This window comes from Rhodanobacter sp. BL-MT-08, from assembly GCF_054161255.1.
On the sequence record NZ_CP167872.1, the window covers coordinates 2274328 to 2294609 of the forward strand.

The window sequence follows — 20282 nt, forward strand, 5'->3', positions numbered from 1 at the left end:
GCAAAACACGGTTATCGAGGCAGGCGACCAGAGGTCGATCCTGCCTTTTTTATGTCTGTCATTGTTGGAGCCGCGCAAGCATCGCAAGTTGCCGGCCGCGACGGGCTCCGTATCGGTATCTGTGCCAGTCACGGTCAATCGGGTAAAGTCACGGCATGCGATTACTAGTCATCCTTATTCTTTTGGTTTTTGCCGCTGCGGGTATTGTGGTCGGCGCACTGAACGCCGACATGGTCAGCTATGACCTGGTGCTTGCACGAGTGCATATGCCCAAGGGTGCGGCACTGCTGTGTGCGCTGGTGATTGGCTGGCTGCTCGGCGGGCTGACGGCGTGGCTGGGCGTGGTCACGCGGCACCGCCGCGAGCGGCGCCGGCTGCGCGACAACGAAAAGAAGCCGCCGGCCGCTGCATGAATTATCCCTATGCGCTGGTTCTGCTGGTGCCGGTGGCTTTCGTGCTCGGCTGGCTGGCCTCTCGTCGACTGGGCGCGAAACGCTCGGGCGCTGAAGTCAGCGAGCTGTCTTCCGACTATTTCCGTGGCCTGAACTATCTGCTCAACGAAGAGCAGGACAAGGCGATCGAGGTGTTCCTCAAGCTCGCCGAGTACAACCGCGACACCGTCGAAACGCATCTGGCGCTCGGCAATCTGTTTCGCCGTCGCGGCGAGGTGGATCGGGCGATTCGCCTGCATCAGCATCTGGTGTCGCGCCCGGGCTTGTCCGACGCGATGAAAACGGTGGCTCTGCTGGAGCTCGGCGAAGACTATATGCGCGCCGGTCTGCTCGATCGCGCCGAGGCGCTTTTTTCCGATCTGGTGGCGATGGATGCACATGCGCCATCTGCGCTGCGTCATCTCATTGCGATCTACCAGCACGAGCGCGACTGGCACAAGGCGATCGAGCACACGCGCCGGCTGGAGGCCATGACCGGTGAAGACGAGGCGGCGATGAAGGCGCAGTTTTTCTGCGAGCTGGCCGAGCGCGCGCGCCAGCACGGTGCGCGTGCCGAGGCGCGCGACTATCTGCGCCAGGCGTTCGAATGCCAGCCCGACTGCGTGCGCGCCTTCATGCTAACGGGCAGGCTGCAGTCCGAAGACGATCATCACGCGGAAGCGGTACTGGCGTATGAGTCCGCCATCGATGCCGACATCGCGTTTGCGCCGGAAATTCTGCCGCCGCTGCTCAACAGCTATGCGCGCTCGCAGCAGATGGACCGCGCGGAGTCGTTTCTGCGCGACATGCTCAGCCGCTACCACGGCATTTCTCCGGTGCTGGCGCTGGCGCATATCTATCGCCAGCGGGACGGCGAACGTGCGGCGATCGACTTTCTCACCTCGCAGTTGCGTCAGCGCCCGTCGGTGCGTGGCCTGATGGCGTTGATCGATGCCACGATGGACCGTATCGAAGGCGAGGCGCGCGAGAATTTTCTTATCCTGCGCGATCTCACCAAGAAGTTGCTGGAGGGGCAGGCAATGTATCGCTGCAGCCGCTGCGGCTTCGGCGCGAAGGCGCATCATTGGCAGTGTCCCAGCTGCAAAAGCTGGGGTACGGTACGACCGATTCACGGCGTCGCCAGCGAATGACGACGGGCATCGTTTCCGTCGCTGCCTGGCCGTTCGCCGCCCTGATCATCACTCTGTTTCTCGTACGTGGTGCGATCGTGTATGCGCATCGGCGCGGCATGCTCGATCAGCCCGGGCAGCGCCGTTCGCACCGCATTGCCACCCCGCGCGGTGGTGGCATAGGGATGGTTCTTGCGCTGCTGGTTTGCCTGCCTTGCGCCTTGCTCAGCGCACCGTCGGCATGGGCAGTGAGTGTAGTTGTCGGCTTGGAGATCGCATTTGCGCTAGTCGCGCTGGTCGGCTGGTGGGACGATCATCGTCCGTTGCCGGTGCTGCCCCGATTCGGTGCGCAGCTGCTGGCGGTGCTGCTATTTTCCGGCGCCTTACTCGCTACCGGTTTGTCGTGGTGGTGGTTGCCGCTGCTGCTGGGTGCTGGTGCATGGAGCATCAATTTGCACAACTTCATGGATGGCATCGACGGGCTGCTGGCGCAGCAGATCATTTTCGTGGGCGCCGGATTGAGCGCAATCAGCGGGTCGATCGGGCAGACGGCTCTGGCGGTGGGCGCAGCGGCAATGGCTGCTTCGGCCTGTGGGTTCTGGATATACAACAGGCCTACGGCGCGCATTTTCATGGGCGATGTCGGCAGCGGCAGCGCCGGCCTTCTGATATTCGCCTTCGGTGCGATGCTCTGGCGGCGTGATCACGGGCTCGTCTGGGCGGTGCTGATTCTGACGTCAACGTTTGTACTTGATGCCACGTTGACATTGGTGATGCGAATGTTGCGAGGCAAGCGCTGGTACAGCCCGCATCGCGAGCACCTTTATCAGTGGATGACTCGGCAGTCTGGCAGGCACGCCGCGACGGACGTTCGTTATATGGCCTGGAATCTTTTGATCGCTGGTCCGTTTGCCTGGTTGGCGTTCAGTCATCTGAACATCGCGCTGCCGATTACCATGGCGTTTTATCTGTGCGCATCGGCCTTGTGGCTCTTGCTGAAACGTCGCTGCCTGCGACGCAACTTGTCGAAGGATCGTCATGTCGCTGCGTAAACTGGTTGGCTTCATCCACCCGCGCGTCGCCGTCCTGATCCACGATCTGGCGATGACGGCATTCGCCTGGTGGATCGCCAAGATGCTTCGCTACACCTTCAATCCCGGCGACGTCGTCAGCTTTCAACTGCTCGAGTTTCCCATCGTGCTGGTGATTCAGGGCTTGATCCTGCGCTGGACCGGCCTGTATCGCAGCGTGTGGCGTTTTGCCAGCCTGCCGGATCTGTGGAATATCGCCCGCGCCTCGGTGATCGGCACGGTAACGATAGGGTTGGCGCTGTTTTTGTACGACCGACTCGAAGGAGTTCCTCGCACGATCTTGCTGCTATACCCGCTGGTGCTCGGCGCGCTGCTGGGGTTGCCGCGGCTGGCCTATCGCTTCTGGAAAGACAGCCGGCGCGAGCTGCTCAAGGATCATGAGGTCAAGCGCGTCCTGATCGTCGGCGCAGACCGCGCCGGCGAGGTTCTCTCGCGTGATCTACGTCGCGACAGCCGCTATGCGGTCGTCGGTTTCGTCGATGACAAGCCCAGCCTGCGCGGTGCCAGCATCAATGGTCACCCTGTGCTCGGCCGGTTCGATCAGTTGCCTGAGGTCGTGCGTGAGGCCGCGGTGCAAATGCTGCTGATCGCGTTGCCCGCTGCATCGACCAGCGAAATGCGTCGGATCGTGGCGTTGTGTGATGTGACGGGACTGCCGTACCGAACGATTCCCAGACTCGAAGATGTCGTTGCCGGGCGTGCGCAGTTCAACCAGATCAAGGAAGTGGCGATCGAAGATCTGCTCGGCCGCGATGCGGTGGAACTCGATTGGACGTCCATCCGCGAAACGCTGACCGCCCGCCGCGTATTGGTGACCGGCGGCGGTGGGTCGATCGGCTCGGAGCTTTGCCGCCAGATCGCGCGGCTGGGTGCGCAGTCGCTCATCGTGGTCGAGCAGAGCGAATACAACCTCTACCGCATCATGCAGGAATTGCGCGCCGATTTTCCGGAACTGATTTTCGAGGGCATTCTGGCCAACTGCGGCGATCAGGTGGCCATGCAGAAAGCCTTCTTCGAAACCAAGCCACAGGTCATCTTCCATGCAGCGGCCTACAAGCACGTTCCCATGCTGCAGGCACAGCTGCGCTCCGCCTTTCGCAACAACGTGCTCGGCACGCGCACGGTGGCCGACCTGGCGCGTGAGGTCGGTGTCGAGTGCTTTGTGCTGATATCCACCGACAAGGCGGTCAACCCGACCAGTGTCATGGGCGCCTGCAAGCGCGTGGCTGAGATCTACTGTCAGAACCTCAACGCACATTCCGATACCCGCTTCATGACCGTACGCTTCGGCAACGTGCTGGATTCGGCGGGCTCGGTCGTTCCCCTGTTTCGCCAGCAAATCCTGGACGGTGGCCCGGTCACGGTGACGCATCCGGAAATTTCGCGGTATTTCATGACCATCCCCGAAGCCTGTCAGCTGATTTTGCAGGCGGCCAGTATCGGCAAGGGCGGCGAGATCTTTGCGCTGGACATGGGTGAACCGGTCAAGATTCGCGATCTGGCCGAACAGATGATTCGCCTCGCCGGCAAGAAGCCCGGGACGGAAATTCCCATTGTCTACACGGGTCTGCGCGCCGGCGAAAAGCTTTTCGAGGAATTGTTCCATCCGCTGGAAAACTACAGCGCCACCGGGCATTCGAAGATTTTCCTCGCGCAGCATCGCGAGGTATCGTGGGATCTGCTGCAGGCGCTGTTGAACAGGGCCGCGGACGCCTCGGATATTTTCGACGAAGAGGAACTTCGGCGCTGCGTGTCCAGCCTGCTGCCGTCGTTTCGCTGGACCGAAGTGGCGCAGCCCGATAACGTGGTATCGATACGTCGCATCCATCCGGAGAAGAGTGAGTGAGTAAGCCCCTGCGCAAGGTTGTGTTTCCCGTAGCCGGACTCGGCACGCGTTTTCTCCCGGCGACCAAGGTCGTAGCCAAGGAAATGCTGCCGGTGCTGGACAAGCCGCTGATCCAGTATGCGGTCGACGAAGCCGTGGATGCCGGTGCGGACACGCTGATTTTCGTCACCAACCGCTACAAACATGCCATCGCCGACTACTTCGACAAAGCCTACGAGCTGGAGGCGAAGCTCGAAGAAAAAGGCAAGGACGAATTGCTGGCACTCGTGCAGGGTACGTTGCCGCCCCACGTGCGCGCGATCTTCGTAACCCAGCCCGAGGCGTTCGGCCTGGGCCACGCCGTGCTTTGCGCCAAGCCGGTGGTCGGCGACGAACCGTTCGGCGTGGTTCTGCCAGACGATCTGATCTGGAATGGCAAGATCGGTACCGGCAAGGGCGCGCTGCGGCAGATGGCCGAGTTGGCCAACGCACAGGATGCGGGCGTCATTGCCGTCGAAGAAGTGCCGCACAGCGATACGGACAAATACGGCATCGTCGATGCCACGCCGGTCGACGAACGCAGCGCCTGGATCCACCATATGGTGGAGAAGCCCAAGCCTGCCGATGCCCCGTCCAATCTGGCCGTGGTCGGACGCTATGTGTTGCCCGGCCGCATCTTTCAGCTGCTGGAGCAAACGACACCAGGTGCCGGTGGCGAGATCCAGCTGACCGACGCGATCGAGGCGCTGCTGAAAGAGCAGGGCAGGGTCCTCGCCTACCGGTTCGAAGGCACACGCTTCGACTGCGGCAACAAGGCCGGCCTGGTGCGCGCCACCATGCATATGGCCATGCAGGATCCCACCCTGGCCGCGGTGGTTCGCGAGTTTGTCGGCAAGATTTAATCATCCGGTTTTAGAAGCGCTATCGAATACGCCAAAGCCCGACTCACTGTGCGGGCGACAAAGGGCCGACATCCGATGGATGTCGGCCCTTTGCTTTTGCGGGAGCATGACGAACGAGGCCTCCGCCGACTGCCAAGCGCGTCCGCGACATGTCAGAATCGGCGCCGCAGCCTGCCATTTTCGACGTGCAGAATGCCTGGGGAAATAAGGAAGAATCGCCGTCGCTGCGCCGGACAGGCTCGCCGCCGCGGGCGATCTGGATGCATCGTCGTTGCAATCATTGGATGAAAAAGGGGACGTCATGGCTTTGCTGCGGTTTCTGCTCATGCTGCCGGTGCGCTTTGTGCGTGGTTTGCTTCGTGGACTGGGGTTTATCCTGCGGCCTATCGTCGGCCACGTTTCCTGGTCCGCGCCCACCTGGGCACCGGCAACCGGCGCGGCGATCAGGCGCAAGCCGCGGCAGTTTGCCGGCGGCTTTTTCCTTGCGTTTCTTGTGGTCGTTGCCGCGTGGCTTGGCTGGCAGTGGTACCAGCATCGCCCCAAGCCGATCGAGCCAGAGCGCATAAGCTTCGAAGCGAAAACGCCGGCAGTCACTAGCTATCTCGCGCAGCCGGACGGCACGCCGAAAATCACCATCCATCCGCTCGATATCGCTTTTTCGGGATCGGCGGCGCCGATCGAGTTGGTTGGTAAACCGGTCACCAAAGGCATCAACATGCGCCCTGCGCTCAAAGGCGCATGGAGCTGGATGGACGATCACACGCTGCGCTTTGTGCCTGCCGAGGATTGGCCCGTCGGCGCCCATATCGAGGTACGATTTGATGTCGCCGATGCCTTTGCGCCGCACGTGCTGATGGCGGACGATCATCTTGCCGTCGATCTGCCGGCCTTCAGCGCGACCTTGGGCAACGGCGAGTTCTTCCAGGACCCGCAGGACCCGACGGCAAAGACCACCATCGTGCCGGTCGGCTTCAACTACCCGGTCGACACTGCGCAGTTTGAGAAACGTATCGCGATCGCGCTGGCCGACAAGGACGGCAAGCCCGGCACGCCGCTGAAATTTACCGTCACCTACGACGCGTTCAAGCTCAACGCGTGGGTGCACTCGCAACCGTTGGATCTGCCGCGCGATGACAGTGCTGTACTGCTGAAGCTGGACAGTGGGGTACGCAGTTCGCACGGTGGTGACGGTACGCCCGATGCCTTGCAGGCGCGTATCCGCGTGCCCGGCCTGTATAGCCTGACATTGCAGGACATCAGCCCGACCCTGGTCGACAACGACAAATACGAGCCGGAACAGGTACTGGTGATCAACGCCAGCGGCAAGGTACGCGGCAGCGATCTTGCCGGCCTGACCAAGGCCTGGGTGTTGCCGCGCAAGAAGGATGGTGTAGACCAGGCCGATGATGACGTACCTTACGGCTGGGACGTGTCCGAGGTCAGCGACGCGGTCCTGCGCAAATCTCAGCCGTTGCCGATCGAACTGGTGCCGACCGAAGACGATTTCGCCACGCTGCAGAGCTTCAAATATCACGCCGAACCCGGTCAGCGCATCTACGTGCATGTCGGCACGGGGCTTAAATCCTTCGGCGGTTATGTGCTCGGCAAGCCGACGGCTCAAGCCTTTACGGTGCCCGACTATCCCAAGCTGCTTCGCTTCTTGGCCGACGGCTCGCTGCTCTCGCTGAGCGGGAGCAAGCGCGTCTCGGTCGTGTCGCGCAATATGCCCGGCATGCAGCTGGAGATCGGTCGCGTGCTGCCGGACCAGCTGCAGCATCTGGTCAGTCTCAACCAGGGCACGTACAGCCATCCGGAACTCATGTATGGCTTTAGCGAAGACCACATCGTCGAACGCTTCGAACAGAAGCAGGCGTTTCCCAAGACTGACCCCGGCAAGGCCCATTACGAGGGCGTCGACCTTGGCCAATATCTGAAAGACGGCAAGCGCGGCGTCTTTCTGCTGCACCTGTCCGGCTACGACCCGGTGGCCGAAAAGAAAAAGGCCGGCGCGGCGGCCAGGGCAAAAGCGCGCGCGTTGGAGGGCACTGCGCAGGCGCCCGGCGGCGCGCCGGCGAGCGACGCCAGCGCAGCCGGCGACGATAGCAGCGCTACGGCCGACAGCGCCGATCAGGCAAGCGGCGACGCCGACGACGGTGACGAATCCGCGGACGGTAGCGCCGACAACGCGGCGATGCCGACCGACACCCGTCTGATCGTGGTGACCGATCTGGGCATGCTGGTGAAGCGCTCGCTCGACGGCAGCCAGGACGTTTTCGTGCAGTCCATCCGCACCGGCCAACCGGTGGGTCAGGCCAGCGTCTCCGTGCTCGCCGTCAACGGGCAGACGCTCTACACGCAGGCCACCAGCGGCGATGGCGTGGTGCATTTCCCCACGTTCAAGGGGCTGGATCGCGAAAAGAAGCCGGTCATGTACGTGGTCAGGAAAGGCGACGATCTGTCCTTCCTGCCGATCGGCGGCGCCGATCGCCAGCTCGATTACTCGCGCTTCGATATCGGCGGCGAACAGAATGCGCTGAACCAGGGCCAGCTTTCGGGCTATCTGTTTTCCGATCGCGGCATCTATCGTCCGGGCGACCTGTTCCACATCGGCTTGATCGTGCGCGCGGCCAGCTGGACGCGCAGCGTGGCCGGCATCCCGCTGCAGGCCGAGGTGGTCGATCCGCGCGGCGTCACCGTCAAGCAGATGCCGCTGACGATGGACGCATCCGGCTTCGGCGAGCTTGATTACACGCCCGCCGAAACCGCGCCGACCGGGACCTGGACGGTCAATCTTTATATCGTCAAGGACGGCAAGGCCGACGCGCAGATCGGCACGACGACTGTGCAGGTGAAGGAATTCCTGCCCGATCGCATGAAGGTCAACGCCAAGCTCTCCGAGCAAGTGCCGGAAGGCTGGGTCAAGCCCGATCAGCTCAAGGGCATCGTCGATGTGCAGAACCTGTTCGGCACGCCGGCGGCCGACCGCCGGGTGGAAGCCTCGCTGACGCTGCGTCCGGCGTGGCCGGCGTTCCACAGCTGGCCCGACTACCACTTCTACGACGTGCGCCGCGCCAAGGAAGGCTACGAGGAAAATCTGCAGGACGGCAAGACCGACGACAAAGGCCATGCCGAGTTCAATCTCGACCTGAAGAAATATGCCGACGCAACCTACCAGCTGTATTTCCTCAGCAAGGCCTACGAGGCCGAGGGTGGCCGGAGCGTGGCGGCGGCCGCGCAGACGCTGGTCTCGCGCAACGACTGGCTGGTTGGTTACAAGGCCGTGGACAACCTCGACTATGTCAAGCGGGACAGCCCGCGCACGGTGCATCTGGTGGCGATCAATCCGCAGGCGAAGGCCTTTGCACTCAGCGACCTGAAGGCACAGCTGATCGAGCGGCGGTTTGTGTCGGTGCTGACCAAGCAGGATTCGGGCGTCTACAAATACGACTCCAAGCTCAAGGAAATACCGATCAGCGAGCAGCCGCTGGCGATTCCGGCGGCAGGTCTCGACTACGCGCTGCCCACCGACAAGCCTGGCAACTACGCGCTGGTGATCCGTCGTTCGGCCGATCGCACCGAAGTGAATCGGGTGGAATATTCCGTCGCGGGCGACGCCAACATCTCGCGCTCGCTCGATCGCAACGCCGAACTGCAGCTCAATCTCAGCAAGCAGGATTACACCCAGGGCGAGCCGGTGGAAATCGCCATCCGCGCGCCGTACGCCGGCAGCGGTCTGATAACCATCGAGCGCGACAAGGTCTACGCCCACGCCTGGTTCCATGCCGATACCACCAGCTCGGTGCAGCACATCACGGTGCCGGCGGATTTCGAGGGCAACGGCTATATCAACGTGCAGTACATCCGTGATCCATCATCGGACGAGGTGTTCATGAGTCCGCTGAGCTACGGCGTGGTGCCGTTCTCGGTAAACCTGGACGCGCGGCGCAATCCGATCACGGTGGACTCGCCGGCGCTGGTCAAGCCCGGCCAGACGCTGACGCTCAAGCTGCATTCGACCCAGCCGACCAAGGCCGTGGTGTTTGCGGTGGACGAGGGCATTCTGCAGGTCGCGCGTTACAAGCTCGGCGATCCGCTGAAGTTCTTCTTCCGCAAGCGCATGCTGCAGGTCGGCACGTCGCAGATCCTTGACCTGATCCTGCCGGACTTCGAGAAACTGATGGCGATGGCCGCGCCGGGCGGCGATGCCGACGGCGCCATCGGTCGTCAGCTCAACCCGTTCAAGCGCAAGCGCGACAAACCGGTGGTCTACTGGTCCGGCATTGTCGACGTCGATGGCGAAAAGGACTTTACCTACACCGTGCCCGATTACTTCAACGGCAAGCTGCGCGTGATGGCGGTGTCCGTGTCGCCCGATCGCATCGGCACGTTTGAAGGCTCGACCACGGTGCGCGGTGATTTCGTGCTGTCGCCCAACGTGCCCACCACACTGGCGCCCGGCGACGAGGCCGAGGTCAGCGTCGGCGTGGCCAACAATCTCACCGGCCTCAACGGCAAACAGGTGCCTGTCGCGGTGACGCTGAAGACCGGTCCGCAGCTGCAGGTGATCGGCAATGCCACGCAGAGCCTGACGTTGGGCGAGATGCGCGAAGGCGTGGCGATTTTCCACGTCAAGGCCACCCGCACGCTGGGCTCGGGCAATCTCGCCTTCAGCGCCGGCTACGGCGACAAGTCGGCCAGGCAGAGCGTGGACCTTTCGGTGCGGCCCGCCTCGGCGTATCGCACCCAGGTCGACGTGGGCCTGGTCGATGCGCACAGCAAGGTGGAGCTGCCCGATCTGCGCAAACTCTACGATGCCTACGCCTCGCGCGACGCGGCGATCTCGACCCTGCCGGTCGTGCTGGCCGAGGGCCTGACCAGCTATCTGGTGAACTACCAGAACTACTGCAGCGAGCAGCTGATCAGCGCGGCGATGCCGCGTCTGGTGCTGGCGAAGTGGCCGGTGGTACCGGTTTTCGCCCACGTCCTGCAGCCGGCGTTCAGCGAGAAAAAAATCAGCAACGACGAGGCGCTGGCCCAGTTTCTCGACGCGCTGCATTCGCGTCAGAACGGGCAGGGTGGTTTCGGCGTGTGGTCGGCCACGCCGGACTCCGAGCCGTTCGTGTCCGCTTATGCGATGCATTTCCTGCTCGAGGCGCGCGACCGTGGCGTGACCGTGCCGGCCGACATGCTCGATGCCGGCAACAAGTACCTGCATCAGCTGGCGGCGGACGAGAGCCTCGATTCACTCGATGCCCTGCGTCAGCGCGCTTATGCGGTGTATCTGCTGACCCGGCAGGGCAATGTCACCACCAATGATCTGGCGGCGGTGCAGAAGCGTCTGCAGGAAGCGTTTCCGAATGACTGGAAGAGCGATCTGGCGGCGGCATGGCTGGCAGCGTCATACGAAATGCTCAAGCAGGACAAGGAGGCCAATCAGCTGATCGCCGGTCCGCAGAAGGCGCTGGAGCGCAAGCTGGACAAGGACGCTTACGTTTACCAGTACTACTACGATCCGCTCACCCGCGACGCCAGCGTGCTGTACCTGCTGTCGAAGTATTTCCCCGATCGGGCCAAGGCGCTGTCACGGCAGGTGATGGAAAACATTACCTGGCCGTTGGCGCATAACCGCTTCAATACGCTGTCGTCGGCGATGACGATCCTGGCCATGGACGCGTATGCCACGCAGAGCGCGGGCGAGCTCGACAAACTGGCCATCGACGAGGTGCACGGGGACGGCACGGTCAAGTCGATCGCGGCTATTCAAGGCAATCTGCTGCAGGCCGGAAGCTGGAGTGCGGCCACGGCGAAACTGCGTTTCTCCAACGGCAGCAGCCTGCCGGCGTGGCATGTCGCCAGCCAGGGCGGCTACGACACGGACGCGCCAAGCAAGGCGATCAAGGACGGCATGGAAATCGTGCGCGACTACACCGACAGCAAGGGCAAGCCGCTCGATCAGATCACTGTGGGCGAGGAGATAGACGTCCATATCAAGATCCGCGCGACCGGCAGCGATGGCGTTGGCCATGTCGCCATTGTTGATCTGCTGCCCGGTGGCTTCGAGCCGGTGATCGATCCGCCGCCGCCGGTCACCGACCAGCAGGCATCCGATACGAATAGCGAAGCCGACCAGGGCGGCGACAGCGAGGTGAAGCCGACGGCGTTCCGTTCACCGGTCGGGCTGACCAGCTCGACCTGGCGGCCGGAGTACGCGGATATACGCGAGGATCGCGTGGTGATCTACGGCACGGCCACGCCGGACGTGCGCGAGTTCGTCTATCGCATCAAGGCCAGCAATGCGGGCAAGTTCATCGTGCCGCCGGCCTACGGGGAGTCGATGTACGACCGCAGCGTGCAGGCGCGTTCGCCCGGTGGCGGCGTGCTGACCGTGGTCAGCAATTCGCCGTGAGTTCGAACGTTTCGCCCGGTTCCCGACGCTGACTGTCTTCGGGAACAGGGCGAAACGCCAACGCCATTTATGAAGAAAGCGCCTCCCATCCATATCGTCAGCCAGATCGTTCGCTGGCTGATTGGCTGGCAGAACTGGCTGGTCGGCTTCGCGCTGATTGCCCTCGTTCTGATCGGCTGCCGGCTCTGGCCACATCCGCGTCTGTGCGACTGGCTGCCGTCCTCCACGGCGGTCTACGACGATCACGATCGGTTGATGCGGCTGACCCTGGCCAGCGATGACCGCTATCGACTGTGGGTGCCGCTGCAGGCGATTTCGCCGCAGCTGAAAGACGCGGTGCTGCTGCACGAGGATCGCTGGTTCTACTGGCATGCCGGCTTTAACCCGTACGGACTGGCGCGCGGCGCATGGGTGACCTACGTGCGCCACGGTGATCCGCAGGGCGGTTCGACGGTCACCATGCAGCTGGCCCGTTTGCTCTGGAAACTCAATACGCGTTCGCCGCTGGGCAAGCTCAAGCAGATGGCGCGCGCCGTGCAGCTGGAGTTGTTCTATTCGAAGCGGCAGATTCTCGAGGCGTATCTCAACGATGCGCCGTACGGTCGCAACGTCGAAGGCGTCGGCGCGGCCAGTCTGGCCTACTTCAATAAATCGGCATCCGCGCTGAGTTTGCCGGAGGCGCTGACGCTGGCCGTCATTCCGCAGGATCCGACGCGGCGCCTGCAGGGAACGCCGGCCACGGCGGATGCCAACGGCAACGACAACGTGATCAATCCCCAGCTGGCCGCGTCGCGCAATCGACTGTATGCCCGCTGGTTGCATGGTCATCCCAATGACGCTTCGCTGAAACCGCTGTTCGCGCTGCCGCTGAATCTGCGTCCTCTCTCGCAGCTGCCGTTCGAAGCGCCACAGGCGGTCGAGCAGGTGCTGGTAGCGCGGCAGATTGCCGGCGGTAGCGAGAACTCCCGCGTCGGCACGACGATCGACCTGGATATCCAGCACAGTCTGGAGCGGCAGATCACCCAGTACGTGGCGCGCAACCAGTCGCGCGGTATCCGCAATGCGGCGGCGCTGCTGATCGATACGCGTGACATGGGCATCAAGGCGATGGTGGGATCGGCCGATTATTTCGATCGCTTGATCCAGGGTCAGGTCAACGGCACGCTGGCCAAGCGTTCACCGGGCTCGACGCTCAAGCCTTTCATCTATGCGCTGGGTTTCGATCAGGGCGTACTGCATCCGCAGACCGTGCTGCGCGATGTGCCCAGCTCGTTCGGACCGTATACGCCGGAAAATTTCGACGGCCATTTTCTCGGTCCGATCACGGCGACCGACGCCTTGATCCGCAGCCGAAATATTCCCGCCGTGTGGGTCGCCGCGCAGCTGAAGCAGCCGACCCTGTACTCGTTTCTGCACGATGCCGGCGTCAGCCGCATGGCCAGCGAAAAGCACTACGGCCTCGCCCTGGTGCTGGGCGGCGGCGAGGTCACGATGCAGGAACTGGGCGGCCTTTACGCGATGCTGGCCAATCGCGGCGAGCTGAGACCGCTGCGCTTGAACAGCAGCGATCCGCAAGTGGACGGCACGCGCCTGCTCAGCGACGAGGCGAGCTTCATGGTGATGGACATGCTGCGGCAGAATCCACGGCCGGACGAAACCAGCGGTGCGCAGCCGTCGCGGCTTCCGGTGTACTGGAAGACGGGTACCTCCTGGGCGTTTCGCGACGCGTGGACGGCAGGCAGCTTCGGTCCGTACGTGCTGGTCGTGTGGATCGGCAATTTCGACAGCACGGGCAATCCGGCGTTTGTCGGCGCGGAGGCGGCGGCGCCGCTGTTTTTTCAAATCATCGACGCGCTGCGCGCCGAGCGTCAGCAAATGGCGGAGCCGGTGCGGCACATGCCGGCCCATCTCAAGCGCGTGCAGATATGCCTGGCCAGCGGCGATCTGCCCAACCAGTGGTGCCCGCAGAAAGGGATGACATGGTTCATTCCGGGCAAGTCGCCGATCCGCGTCAGCAACGTGCATCGGCCGGTGGTCATCGACGACGCGACCGGCCAGCCCGCCTGTCCGCCCTACGACGGCAAGCGCACGCACGTCGAGGTTTACGAATTCTGGCCGTCCGACCTGCAGCAGGTATTCGCTCAGGCCGGCATCCCTCGCCGCAAGCCACCGCAGAACCCCGAATGCACCAACGCGGGTGCCACCGCTGGCGACCCGCCGCAGATAACGTCCCCTCTGCGTGGCAGCACTTACGCGATGCGCCTCAACGGTCGGGGACAGGAGCGCATCGCCTTTAGCGCCACCACGGATGCGGACGTCCATGCGCTGTACTGGTTCGTCAACGACGCCTTCGTCGGTCGCAGTGGGCCGGGCGAATCGTTGCTATGGCAGCCGCAGACAGCGGGCAGCTTCAACGTGCGCGTGGTGGATGATCGCGGCCGCAGCGATCAGCGGCCGCTGGGCGTCAGCCTGGTGGAATAGCCTCTTCGGAGGCTGCGCTATGCTCACGGTTTGACAGCGGATCTGACGACGGTGATGCAAGCCACGGCGGCCTCTTTCTACCGCGCCACAGCTACGCCCTATGACGTGTACGCGCCATTGCAAGGCACGACGCACGCGAGTGTGGCGATTGTCGGGGGCGGGTACGCGGGCTTGAACACGGCGCTGGGACTGGCCGAACGTGGCATGTCCGACATCGTGCTGCTGGAACGCGAGCAGATCGGCTTCGGCGCGTCGGGTCGCAACGGCGGTTTCGTCTTCGGCGGCTATTCGCTGGGTGAGCGGGCGCTGCTCCATCAGCTCGGCGCGACGCGCGCACGCGCCTTGTTCAACCTTACCTCCGATGCGGTGCGTTTGATTCGGCATCGTGTCGCCCACTACGCCATAGCTTGTGACCTGGTGGATGAGGGCGTCATCTGGGCCAACTGGTTTCGTGATCCCGCGGTATTGCGCCGGCGTCAGCAGCTGCTGGCCGAGCAGTACGGTTCGGCATGGCAATGGTTGCCGCAGGATCAGCTGCGCCAGCGCGTGCGCAGCGCTCGCTATCACGACGGTTTGTATGAACGCGATGCGTTGCATCTGCACCCGCTGAACTACGCGATCGGTCTGGCGGCTGCGGCCACTCGACAGGGAGTGCGCCTGCATGAACATAGCGGCGTGAGCAGCCTCACCCGTGAAGGTGCGCAGTGGCGTCTGCGAACGAAGCAGGGCGACGTGTTGGCTGATCAGGTGGTGCTGGCCTGCGGCGGCTATCTCGCCGCACTGCAGCCGACGATCGACGCGGCGATTCTGCCGATCGCCACGTACGTGATGGTGACCGAACCGCTGGGCGCACGCATGACCGATTGCCTGCGTACGCGGGCCGCCATTTACGACACCCGTTTTGCCTTCGACTATTACCGCGCGCTGCCTGACACGCGCTTGCTCTGGGGTGGCTGCATTTCGGTGCGTGATCGATCCGCGCAGGCAGTGAAGCAGCTGCTGACACGCGATCTGCTGCGCGTGTTTCCGCAGTTGCATGGTGTAAAAGTGGACTACGCCTGGTCAGGCCTGATGAGCTATGCACGCCACCAGATGCCGCAAATCGGCGGTAGTGGTGACGGCCTATGGTGGGCGCAGGCGTTCGGCGGCCATGGTCTGGCGCCCACGTGCGCCGCGGGCGAACTGCTCGCCTCGACCATTGCCACGGGTGACGATCGCTGGACCCAGTTTGCGGATTATGGTTTGCAGCGCACGTATCGACCGTTCGGCTATCTTGGCGCGCAGGCAAGCTATTGGTGGCAGCAGGGCAAAGATTGGTGGAAGGCGGCGCGAGAAACCTAAGGGACGAACATGAGCGAAGAAAACCACGTGGCGCCGGAAGAAATCAGCTGGGCCGATTTTGAGAAAGTGTGCATCGTCGCGGGAACCGTCGTCCGCGTGGAACCGTTTCCCGAGGCGCGCAAGCCGGCGTGGAAGGTATGGGTGGATTTCGGCCCGTATGGAGAGAGAAAAACCAGCGCGCAGATCGTCGCGCTGTACAAGGCCGACGACCTGGTCGGCCGTCAGATCGTGGGTGTGATCAACTTTCCTGAAAAGCAGATCGGTCCCTTCCGCTCGCAGTTTTTGCTGACGGGTTTCCACACCGATGAAGGTGTGGTGCTGACGTCGGTCGAGCGTCCGGTACCCAACGGAACGCGCCTGGCCTGAACGATCGTCAGGCCGCCTTCTTCTGGTTATCCAGCCATACCTCCAGGCCCTGCGCGTTAAGCTCGATATCCATGCCGATGATGTCTGCGAGAGCGCGCTCGTCATGCGACCAGCCGTGCGCCGCGGCGCGTCCGAGATAGAGCTCGGTCAGCAAGCCCTTCAATACCTCATGCCGGTCGGGCGCTTTGTCGGCCGATTGCGCCAGTGCGACCATGGCATCGATCTGTACGTGCAGATCGGCGGCGAGGCGATCGATGTCTTCGACGCGGCCGTAGTGAGTGAGATACATCGCGGCCGGCTTGAGTGCGATCAGCCGATCGATGGATGTGTGCAGCTCTTTTTGATCGAACTGCACGGGAGAGGTGGTCGGCACGATGAATGGACGTCCATCCTTGTCGAACTCGCGGTACGACAAACCGAACACGTCGCCGGTAAAACAGACGTTGGCGCGCGCGTCGTAGATGGTGTTGTGGTGCTTTGCGTGTCCCGGCGTATCCAGGCAGACCAGGGGCCGGCCGGCTAAATCGATAACGTATTCGTCGGTGGCCTCGATCACGCGCTCGGCCGGTATCGGACGCAAATGGCCGTAGGTTTCCTTCATCACCGCATCGCCATAGACGACGCTTGCGCCGGCCCACAATTTGGACGGGTCGATCATGTGCCGTGCGCCGCGCGGATGTACCACCAGTTTGGCGTTGGGCAGATGGGCGATCAACTCACCGGCGCCGCCGGCGTGGTCCAGATGCACGTGCGTGAGGATCAGCCAGTCGACATCGGCCGGAGTAAGCCCCGCCTGATCCAAGGCGGCAAGCATGCGAGGCACCGCATAGTTGGTGCCGCAGTCGATGAAGGCGCCGCGACCGTTTTCAACGATCAGATACGCCGCATCAAACTGCGGCCGAACGAAGCCCGTGTCGATGGTATGAATGCCATGGGTGGATGTCATGCTGGCTCTCGCGCACGTTGATGAAAAAATAAGAGTGCGGAAGCGTAGCAAAACCCTCGGCAACGAAATGTTGACGCACTTGGCTGGCGATTTACCTCGAACGCTGTGGTGCTTGAAACTTCCGAGCGTTCGGCCGCTCACCCTAGCGTTTTTCGATCAGGCCGAGGCGTCGACCAGCACCAGATCGGTATCTTCCAGTGCGCTGATGCGAAGCACGGGCTCCCGGTGAATGGCGGCGCCATCACGCGTATGCAGCGCGATGCCGTTGATTTCCACCGAGCCGCGCGACGGCACTAGGTATCCGTAGCGATCCTCTCCCAGCGCGTATTCGGTCGATTCGCCGGCCTTCAGCGTGGCGCCGAGCACGCGCGCCTTTGTGCGCAGGGGCAAGGCATCCGTATCCTGTGCAAAGCCACTGGCGAGCGCCACAAATTTGCCGGAGCGGTCACCGGCGGGGAACGGTTTGGCGCCCCACGAAGGCGGCCGGCCGCGCTGGTCGGGGATGATCCAGATCTGGAAGATGCGGGTGGTCTCCGACTCCAGGTTGTACTCGCTGTGCGTGATGCCGCTGCCGGCGCTCATCACCTGCACGTCGCCGGCTTCGGTGCGGCCGGTGTTGCCCAGGTTGTCGCGATGGGTGATCGCGCCCTCGCGCACGTAGGTGATGATCTCCATATCGCCATGAGAGTGCGGCGGAAAGCCGGTCTGCGGGGCGATGGTGTCGTCGTTCCACACGCGCAGCGCACCCCAGCCCATGCGCCTGGCATCGTTGTAGCCGGCAAACGAAAAATGATGCTTGGCATCGAGCCAGCCGTGGTTCGCACCACCCAGGCTTTCGAACGGTCTGCGTTCAATCACGACGTGTCTCCTATAAGTGATTTGCGCCGTACCGGCGCCTGCGACAAAGGTAGGGACAAAGACTTCGCACTTAAATGCGCCGTAAGGAAACAGTCTGTCACCGAATTGACGGTTTCTGATGCGGATGACCGGTCAAGGACGGCTTTCGCGCGCTCAGGGTGACTGGTCCAGAAGCGGCGTGACGATCTGCTCCAGCCGTTCGGATGTCCACACCGGATTCTTGTCCTTCCAGCCATTGTCGACCAGCAGGCCCTTCCGATCGATGGTGAAACTGACCGGCAGATGCCAGATCCGGCCGTAGCCCGGCACGTGCGGATCGCCCAACAGGCCCACCGGAAAACGCAGGCTGCGTGAAATGGCGCGCACCTGATCCAGCTCGTCGGGCGTGTCGAGACTGAAGCCAAGAATCACCAGGCCATCGCCGGCATGCTGCTGCGCATAGCGGGAAAGCAGCGGCAGCTCTTCGCGGCACGGGCCACACCAGGTGGCCCAGAAAGTCACGATCACCACCTTTCCCTTCAAGTCCTGCGTGGCAATCGACTGGCCGTCCAGCGTGATTAGCCGGATCGGCGGAGCAGGCTGACCCACGACGAGGCTTTTGCCGTTTGCGGCCGTCGAAAAGAGCAGGGCGAATACCATCGCGATCACGCCGCGCGAGATGACGGCTCTCACGCTGCTTGCTGGTCGGATGGATGGCGTGCTGTGGCTGCGCATGGCGTCTCGGAATGATAGCCGCCTGAACAATTCAGGCGGCTGCTGTGGATCAACGACCTTTACAACGCCATGCTGACTCCCACAGTACCGGTCCAGCCCGGAAACAGCTGGTAGCCGGCCAGGTGGCTGTAAACCGGCACCTGCACAAAGGCGTACATCTGCAGCTTTTTCGTAATGCTCGCGCTGATGCCGGGGCTTAGATACGCCACCGTGCCCTCGGTATCGGGCTGATCGGCGAACGCGCCCTGATCGGCGCTCTTGTGCAGCAGGTTGAGCTGCAGCTGCGGCACCCAGTCCGCGTGCGCCTCGTAGCGTACGCCCACGCCCATGGTGGCCAGATTGCCGGGCCGGTAATTGGCGCCCGCCGCGCTCATCCTTTCCGCAACCGCCGCCTGGAACTGGCCGTTGACGAAGCCATCGAAATTCTGGCTGATCGGCTGGAAGTAGTAGGCGCCCACGATCAGGTCGGTGCTGCCGGTACCCGCCTGCAGACTCGAATCCAGCGCCTGGCCGGCGCCCGGGCCATGCTTGAACAGTACCGGCGTGCCGACGAAGTTACCGTCGTCCGTTTCTCCGCCGTAGTTGCCTGTGGGCAGTTTGACGCCGAACTGCACGCCGAGATTGTGCGTGGGCAGAAAGCCCTGATAGCTCGCCAGCAGCTTGATGTCGCCCAGGCTGGACACGCTGGCGTTGCTGAGCTGGTCCGGCGCGCTTTCGGCCGGCGTGTACGGCTGCAGCTGGGTGCCGTAGGTGTCGTGATCGCGCTTCACGTAGGGCACCAGCAGGCTGATGCCCCAGTCGGCATTGAAGCGATACGCCGCAGTGAAATTGAGGTACTGGTTTTTGGTGTTGTGTTCAATCTCGCCACCGCCCAGCGACGGGTCAGACGGCCGATTGACCACCTGCTCCGGGCTGGCGTGGCTGTCGCCGCTGCGCAGTCCGTTTTGATCGATAAAGGTGTAATCCACATTGAACCGCCAGCCTGATTCGGCGGAGTAGCCGGTGGCGGCATCGGTGCTGAGCGTGCAGCCGCACGTGGCGCAGGCCTGTGCCGCGACAGGCAGCAGCGATAGCAGCAGCGCCGTGGAAAGTGACAGCGTTGCCTTGGAAGTCGATGAGAAATGCATGGGAGGAAATCCTTGCCGGCACGGCGCTGAGGCCGCGCACAAATGAGGGGTTCGGCATCTCGCACGACATCGGCGCACGGCCGTCAGCGCAATCGCGCCAGCGGCTTTATGGCCTGGATGTGTGGAGTACCGAGCATGATTAGATCAACGCTCGTTTCGTCGATCGGACAAACGAGGCGTCAAGATCAACTACCGTCAAACAAGCGACGGCGGCCCTCGGGGATGGGCGCTCAGCAGCCGCGGAAGCGGGCCGGCGGGAATGCCCTGTTCGAATAAAGTCTGGGCAGGGAGCAGCAGCGGCGGCAGCGCGAGGCTGACGTCACCCAGAGCCAGCGGACTGTGGCAGAGCAGGCTGCAATAGCCGCATTTGTCCAGCGGCGAGGTCGGCTCCGACGGGCTGTTCGGGTGATGGTCGCTGAGCCCGTGCGGTGTACACCAGCTGCCCATGTCCATCGACATGGCATGGCTCGGCAGCATCTGCGAAACCACAGGCATGCCCACCGTGAGCCACATGGCGAACAAAGCCAGCCATGCGAACCACGTTTGATGCCTCGTTTTGCGGAAAGCCGCCATCCCGAATCTCTGTTCCTTTGCACGTGTCGATGTCCCGACGGCGTGCATCATCGCACGGCTGGCTTACAGGCAGGCGTCAGTGCGGCGCGGC

14 protein-coding genes are annotated in these 20282 nt (G+C 62.9%); 9 read left to right on the forward strand and 5 right to left on the reverse strand.

Annotated elements, in window-relative coordinates; translation table 11 throughout:
• Positions 1 to 155: 155 nt before the first annotated feature.
• From ACDK93_RS10005 to ACDK93_RS10045, 9 genes are all read left to right on the forward strand, one after another.
• Complete coding sequence (locus ACDK93_RS10005; protein WP_458068342.1) at positions 156 to 413, forward strand: LapA family protein; 258 nt, start codon at positions 156 to 158, stop codon at positions 411 to 413.
• On the forward strand, positions 410 to 1582 hold the full coding sequence (lapB, locus tag ACDK93_RS10010; protein ID WP_458068344.1) for a lipopolysaccharide assembly protein LapB: 1173 nt from the start codon (positions 410 to 412) through the stop codon (positions 1580 to 1582). The genes ACDK93_RS10005 and lapB overlap by 4 nt, the downstream gene beginning before the upstream one ends.
• A complete protein-coding gene (locus ACDK93_RS10015; RefSeq protein ID WP_458068346.1) occupies positions 1579 to 2613 on the forward strand; it encodes an MraY family glycosyltransferase in 1035 nt (344 codons plus the stop codon). Before lapB ends, ACDK93_RS10015 begins: the two co-directional genes overlap by 4 nt.
• A complete protein-coding gene (locus tag ACDK93_RS10020) occupies positions 2600 to 4498 on the forward strand; it encodes a polysaccharide biosynthesis protein (protein WP_458068348.1) in 1899 nt (632 codons plus the stop codon). Before ACDK93_RS10015 ends, ACDK93_RS10020 begins: the two co-directional genes overlap by 14 nt.
• Positions 4495 to 5379, forward strand: a complete 885-nt coding sequence (gene galU, locus ACDK93_RS10025) for a UTP--glucose-1-phosphate uridylyltransferase GalU (RefSeq protein WP_458068349.1) — start codon at positions 4495 to 4497, stop codon at positions 5377 to 5379. The genes ACDK93_RS10020 and galU overlap by 4 nt, the downstream gene beginning before the upstream one ends.
• A 301-nt stretch (positions 5380 to 5680) precedes the next feature.
• The gene (locus ACDK93_RS10030; RefSeq protein WP_458068350.1) at positions 5681 to 11785 is read left to right on the forward strand and encodes an MG2 domain-containing protein; all 6105 of its coding nucleotides are present in this window, start codon (positions 5681 to 5683) and stop codon (positions 11783 to 11785) included.
• 69 nt (positions 11786 to 11854) lie between these two features.
• Positions 11855 to 14266 carry a penicillin-binding protein 1C gene (pbpC, locus tag ACDK93_RS10035; RefSeq protein ID WP_458068352.1) on the forward strand — a complete coding sequence of 804 codons (2412 nt, stop codon included), beginning with the start codon at positions 11855 to 11857 and terminating at the stop codon, positions 14264 to 14266.
• Between the two features lie 54 nt (positions 14267 to 14320).
• Positions 14321 to 15607 (forward strand): NAD(P)/FAD-dependent oxidoreductase, encoded by a 1287-nt coding sequence (locus ACDK93_RS10040; protein ID WP_458072416.1) that lies wholly within the window; start codon positions 14321 to 14323, stop codon positions 15605 to 15607.
• Positions 15608 to 15616: 9 nt separating this feature from the next.
• Entirely contained in the window at positions 15617 to 15973 is a 357-nt protein-coding gene (locus tag ACDK93_RS10045; RefSeq protein ID WP_458068353.1) for a tRNA-binding protein, read from the forward strand.
• A gap of 7 nt (positions 15974 to 15980) precedes the next feature.
• On the opposite strand, the gene ACDK93_RS10050 is transcribed toward ACDK93_RS10045, so the two are convergent.
• From ACDK93_RS10050 to ACDK93_RS10070, 5 genes are all read right to left on the reverse strand, one after another.
• Entirely contained in the window at positions 15981 to 16919 is a 939-nt protein-coding gene (locus ACDK93_RS10050; RefSeq protein WP_458068354.1) for an MBL fold metallo-hydrolase, read from the reverse strand.
• Positions 16920 to 17075: 156 nt separating this feature from the next.
• The gene (locus ACDK93_RS10055) at positions 17076 to 17777 is read right to left on the reverse strand and encodes a pirin family protein (RefSeq protein WP_458068356.1); all 702 of its coding nucleotides are present in this window, start codon (positions 17775 to 17777) and stop codon (positions 17076 to 17078) included.
• 153 nt (positions 17778 to 17930) lie between these two features.
• Positions 17931 to 18449 carry a TlpA disulfide reductase family protein gene (locus ACDK93_RS10060; protein WP_458068357.1) on the reverse strand — a complete coding sequence of 173 codons (519 nt, stop codon included), beginning with the start codon at positions 18447 to 18449 and terminating at the stop codon, positions 17931 to 17933.
• A gap of 101 nt (positions 18450 to 18550) precedes the next feature.
• Positions 18551 to 19618 (reverse strand): transporter, encoded by a 1068-nt coding sequence (locus ACDK93_RS10065; RefSeq protein ID WP_458068358.1) that lies wholly within the window; start codon positions 19616 to 19618, stop codon positions 18551 to 18553.
• A 195-nt stretch (positions 19619 to 19813) separates the two neighbouring features.
• On the reverse strand, positions 19814 to 20242 hold the full coding sequence (locus ACDK93_RS10070; RefSeq protein WP_458068360.1) for a DUF2946 domain-containing protein: 429 nt from the start codon (positions 20240 to 20242) through the stop codon (positions 19814 to 19816).
• Positions 20243 to 20282: the final 40 nt, after the last annotated feature.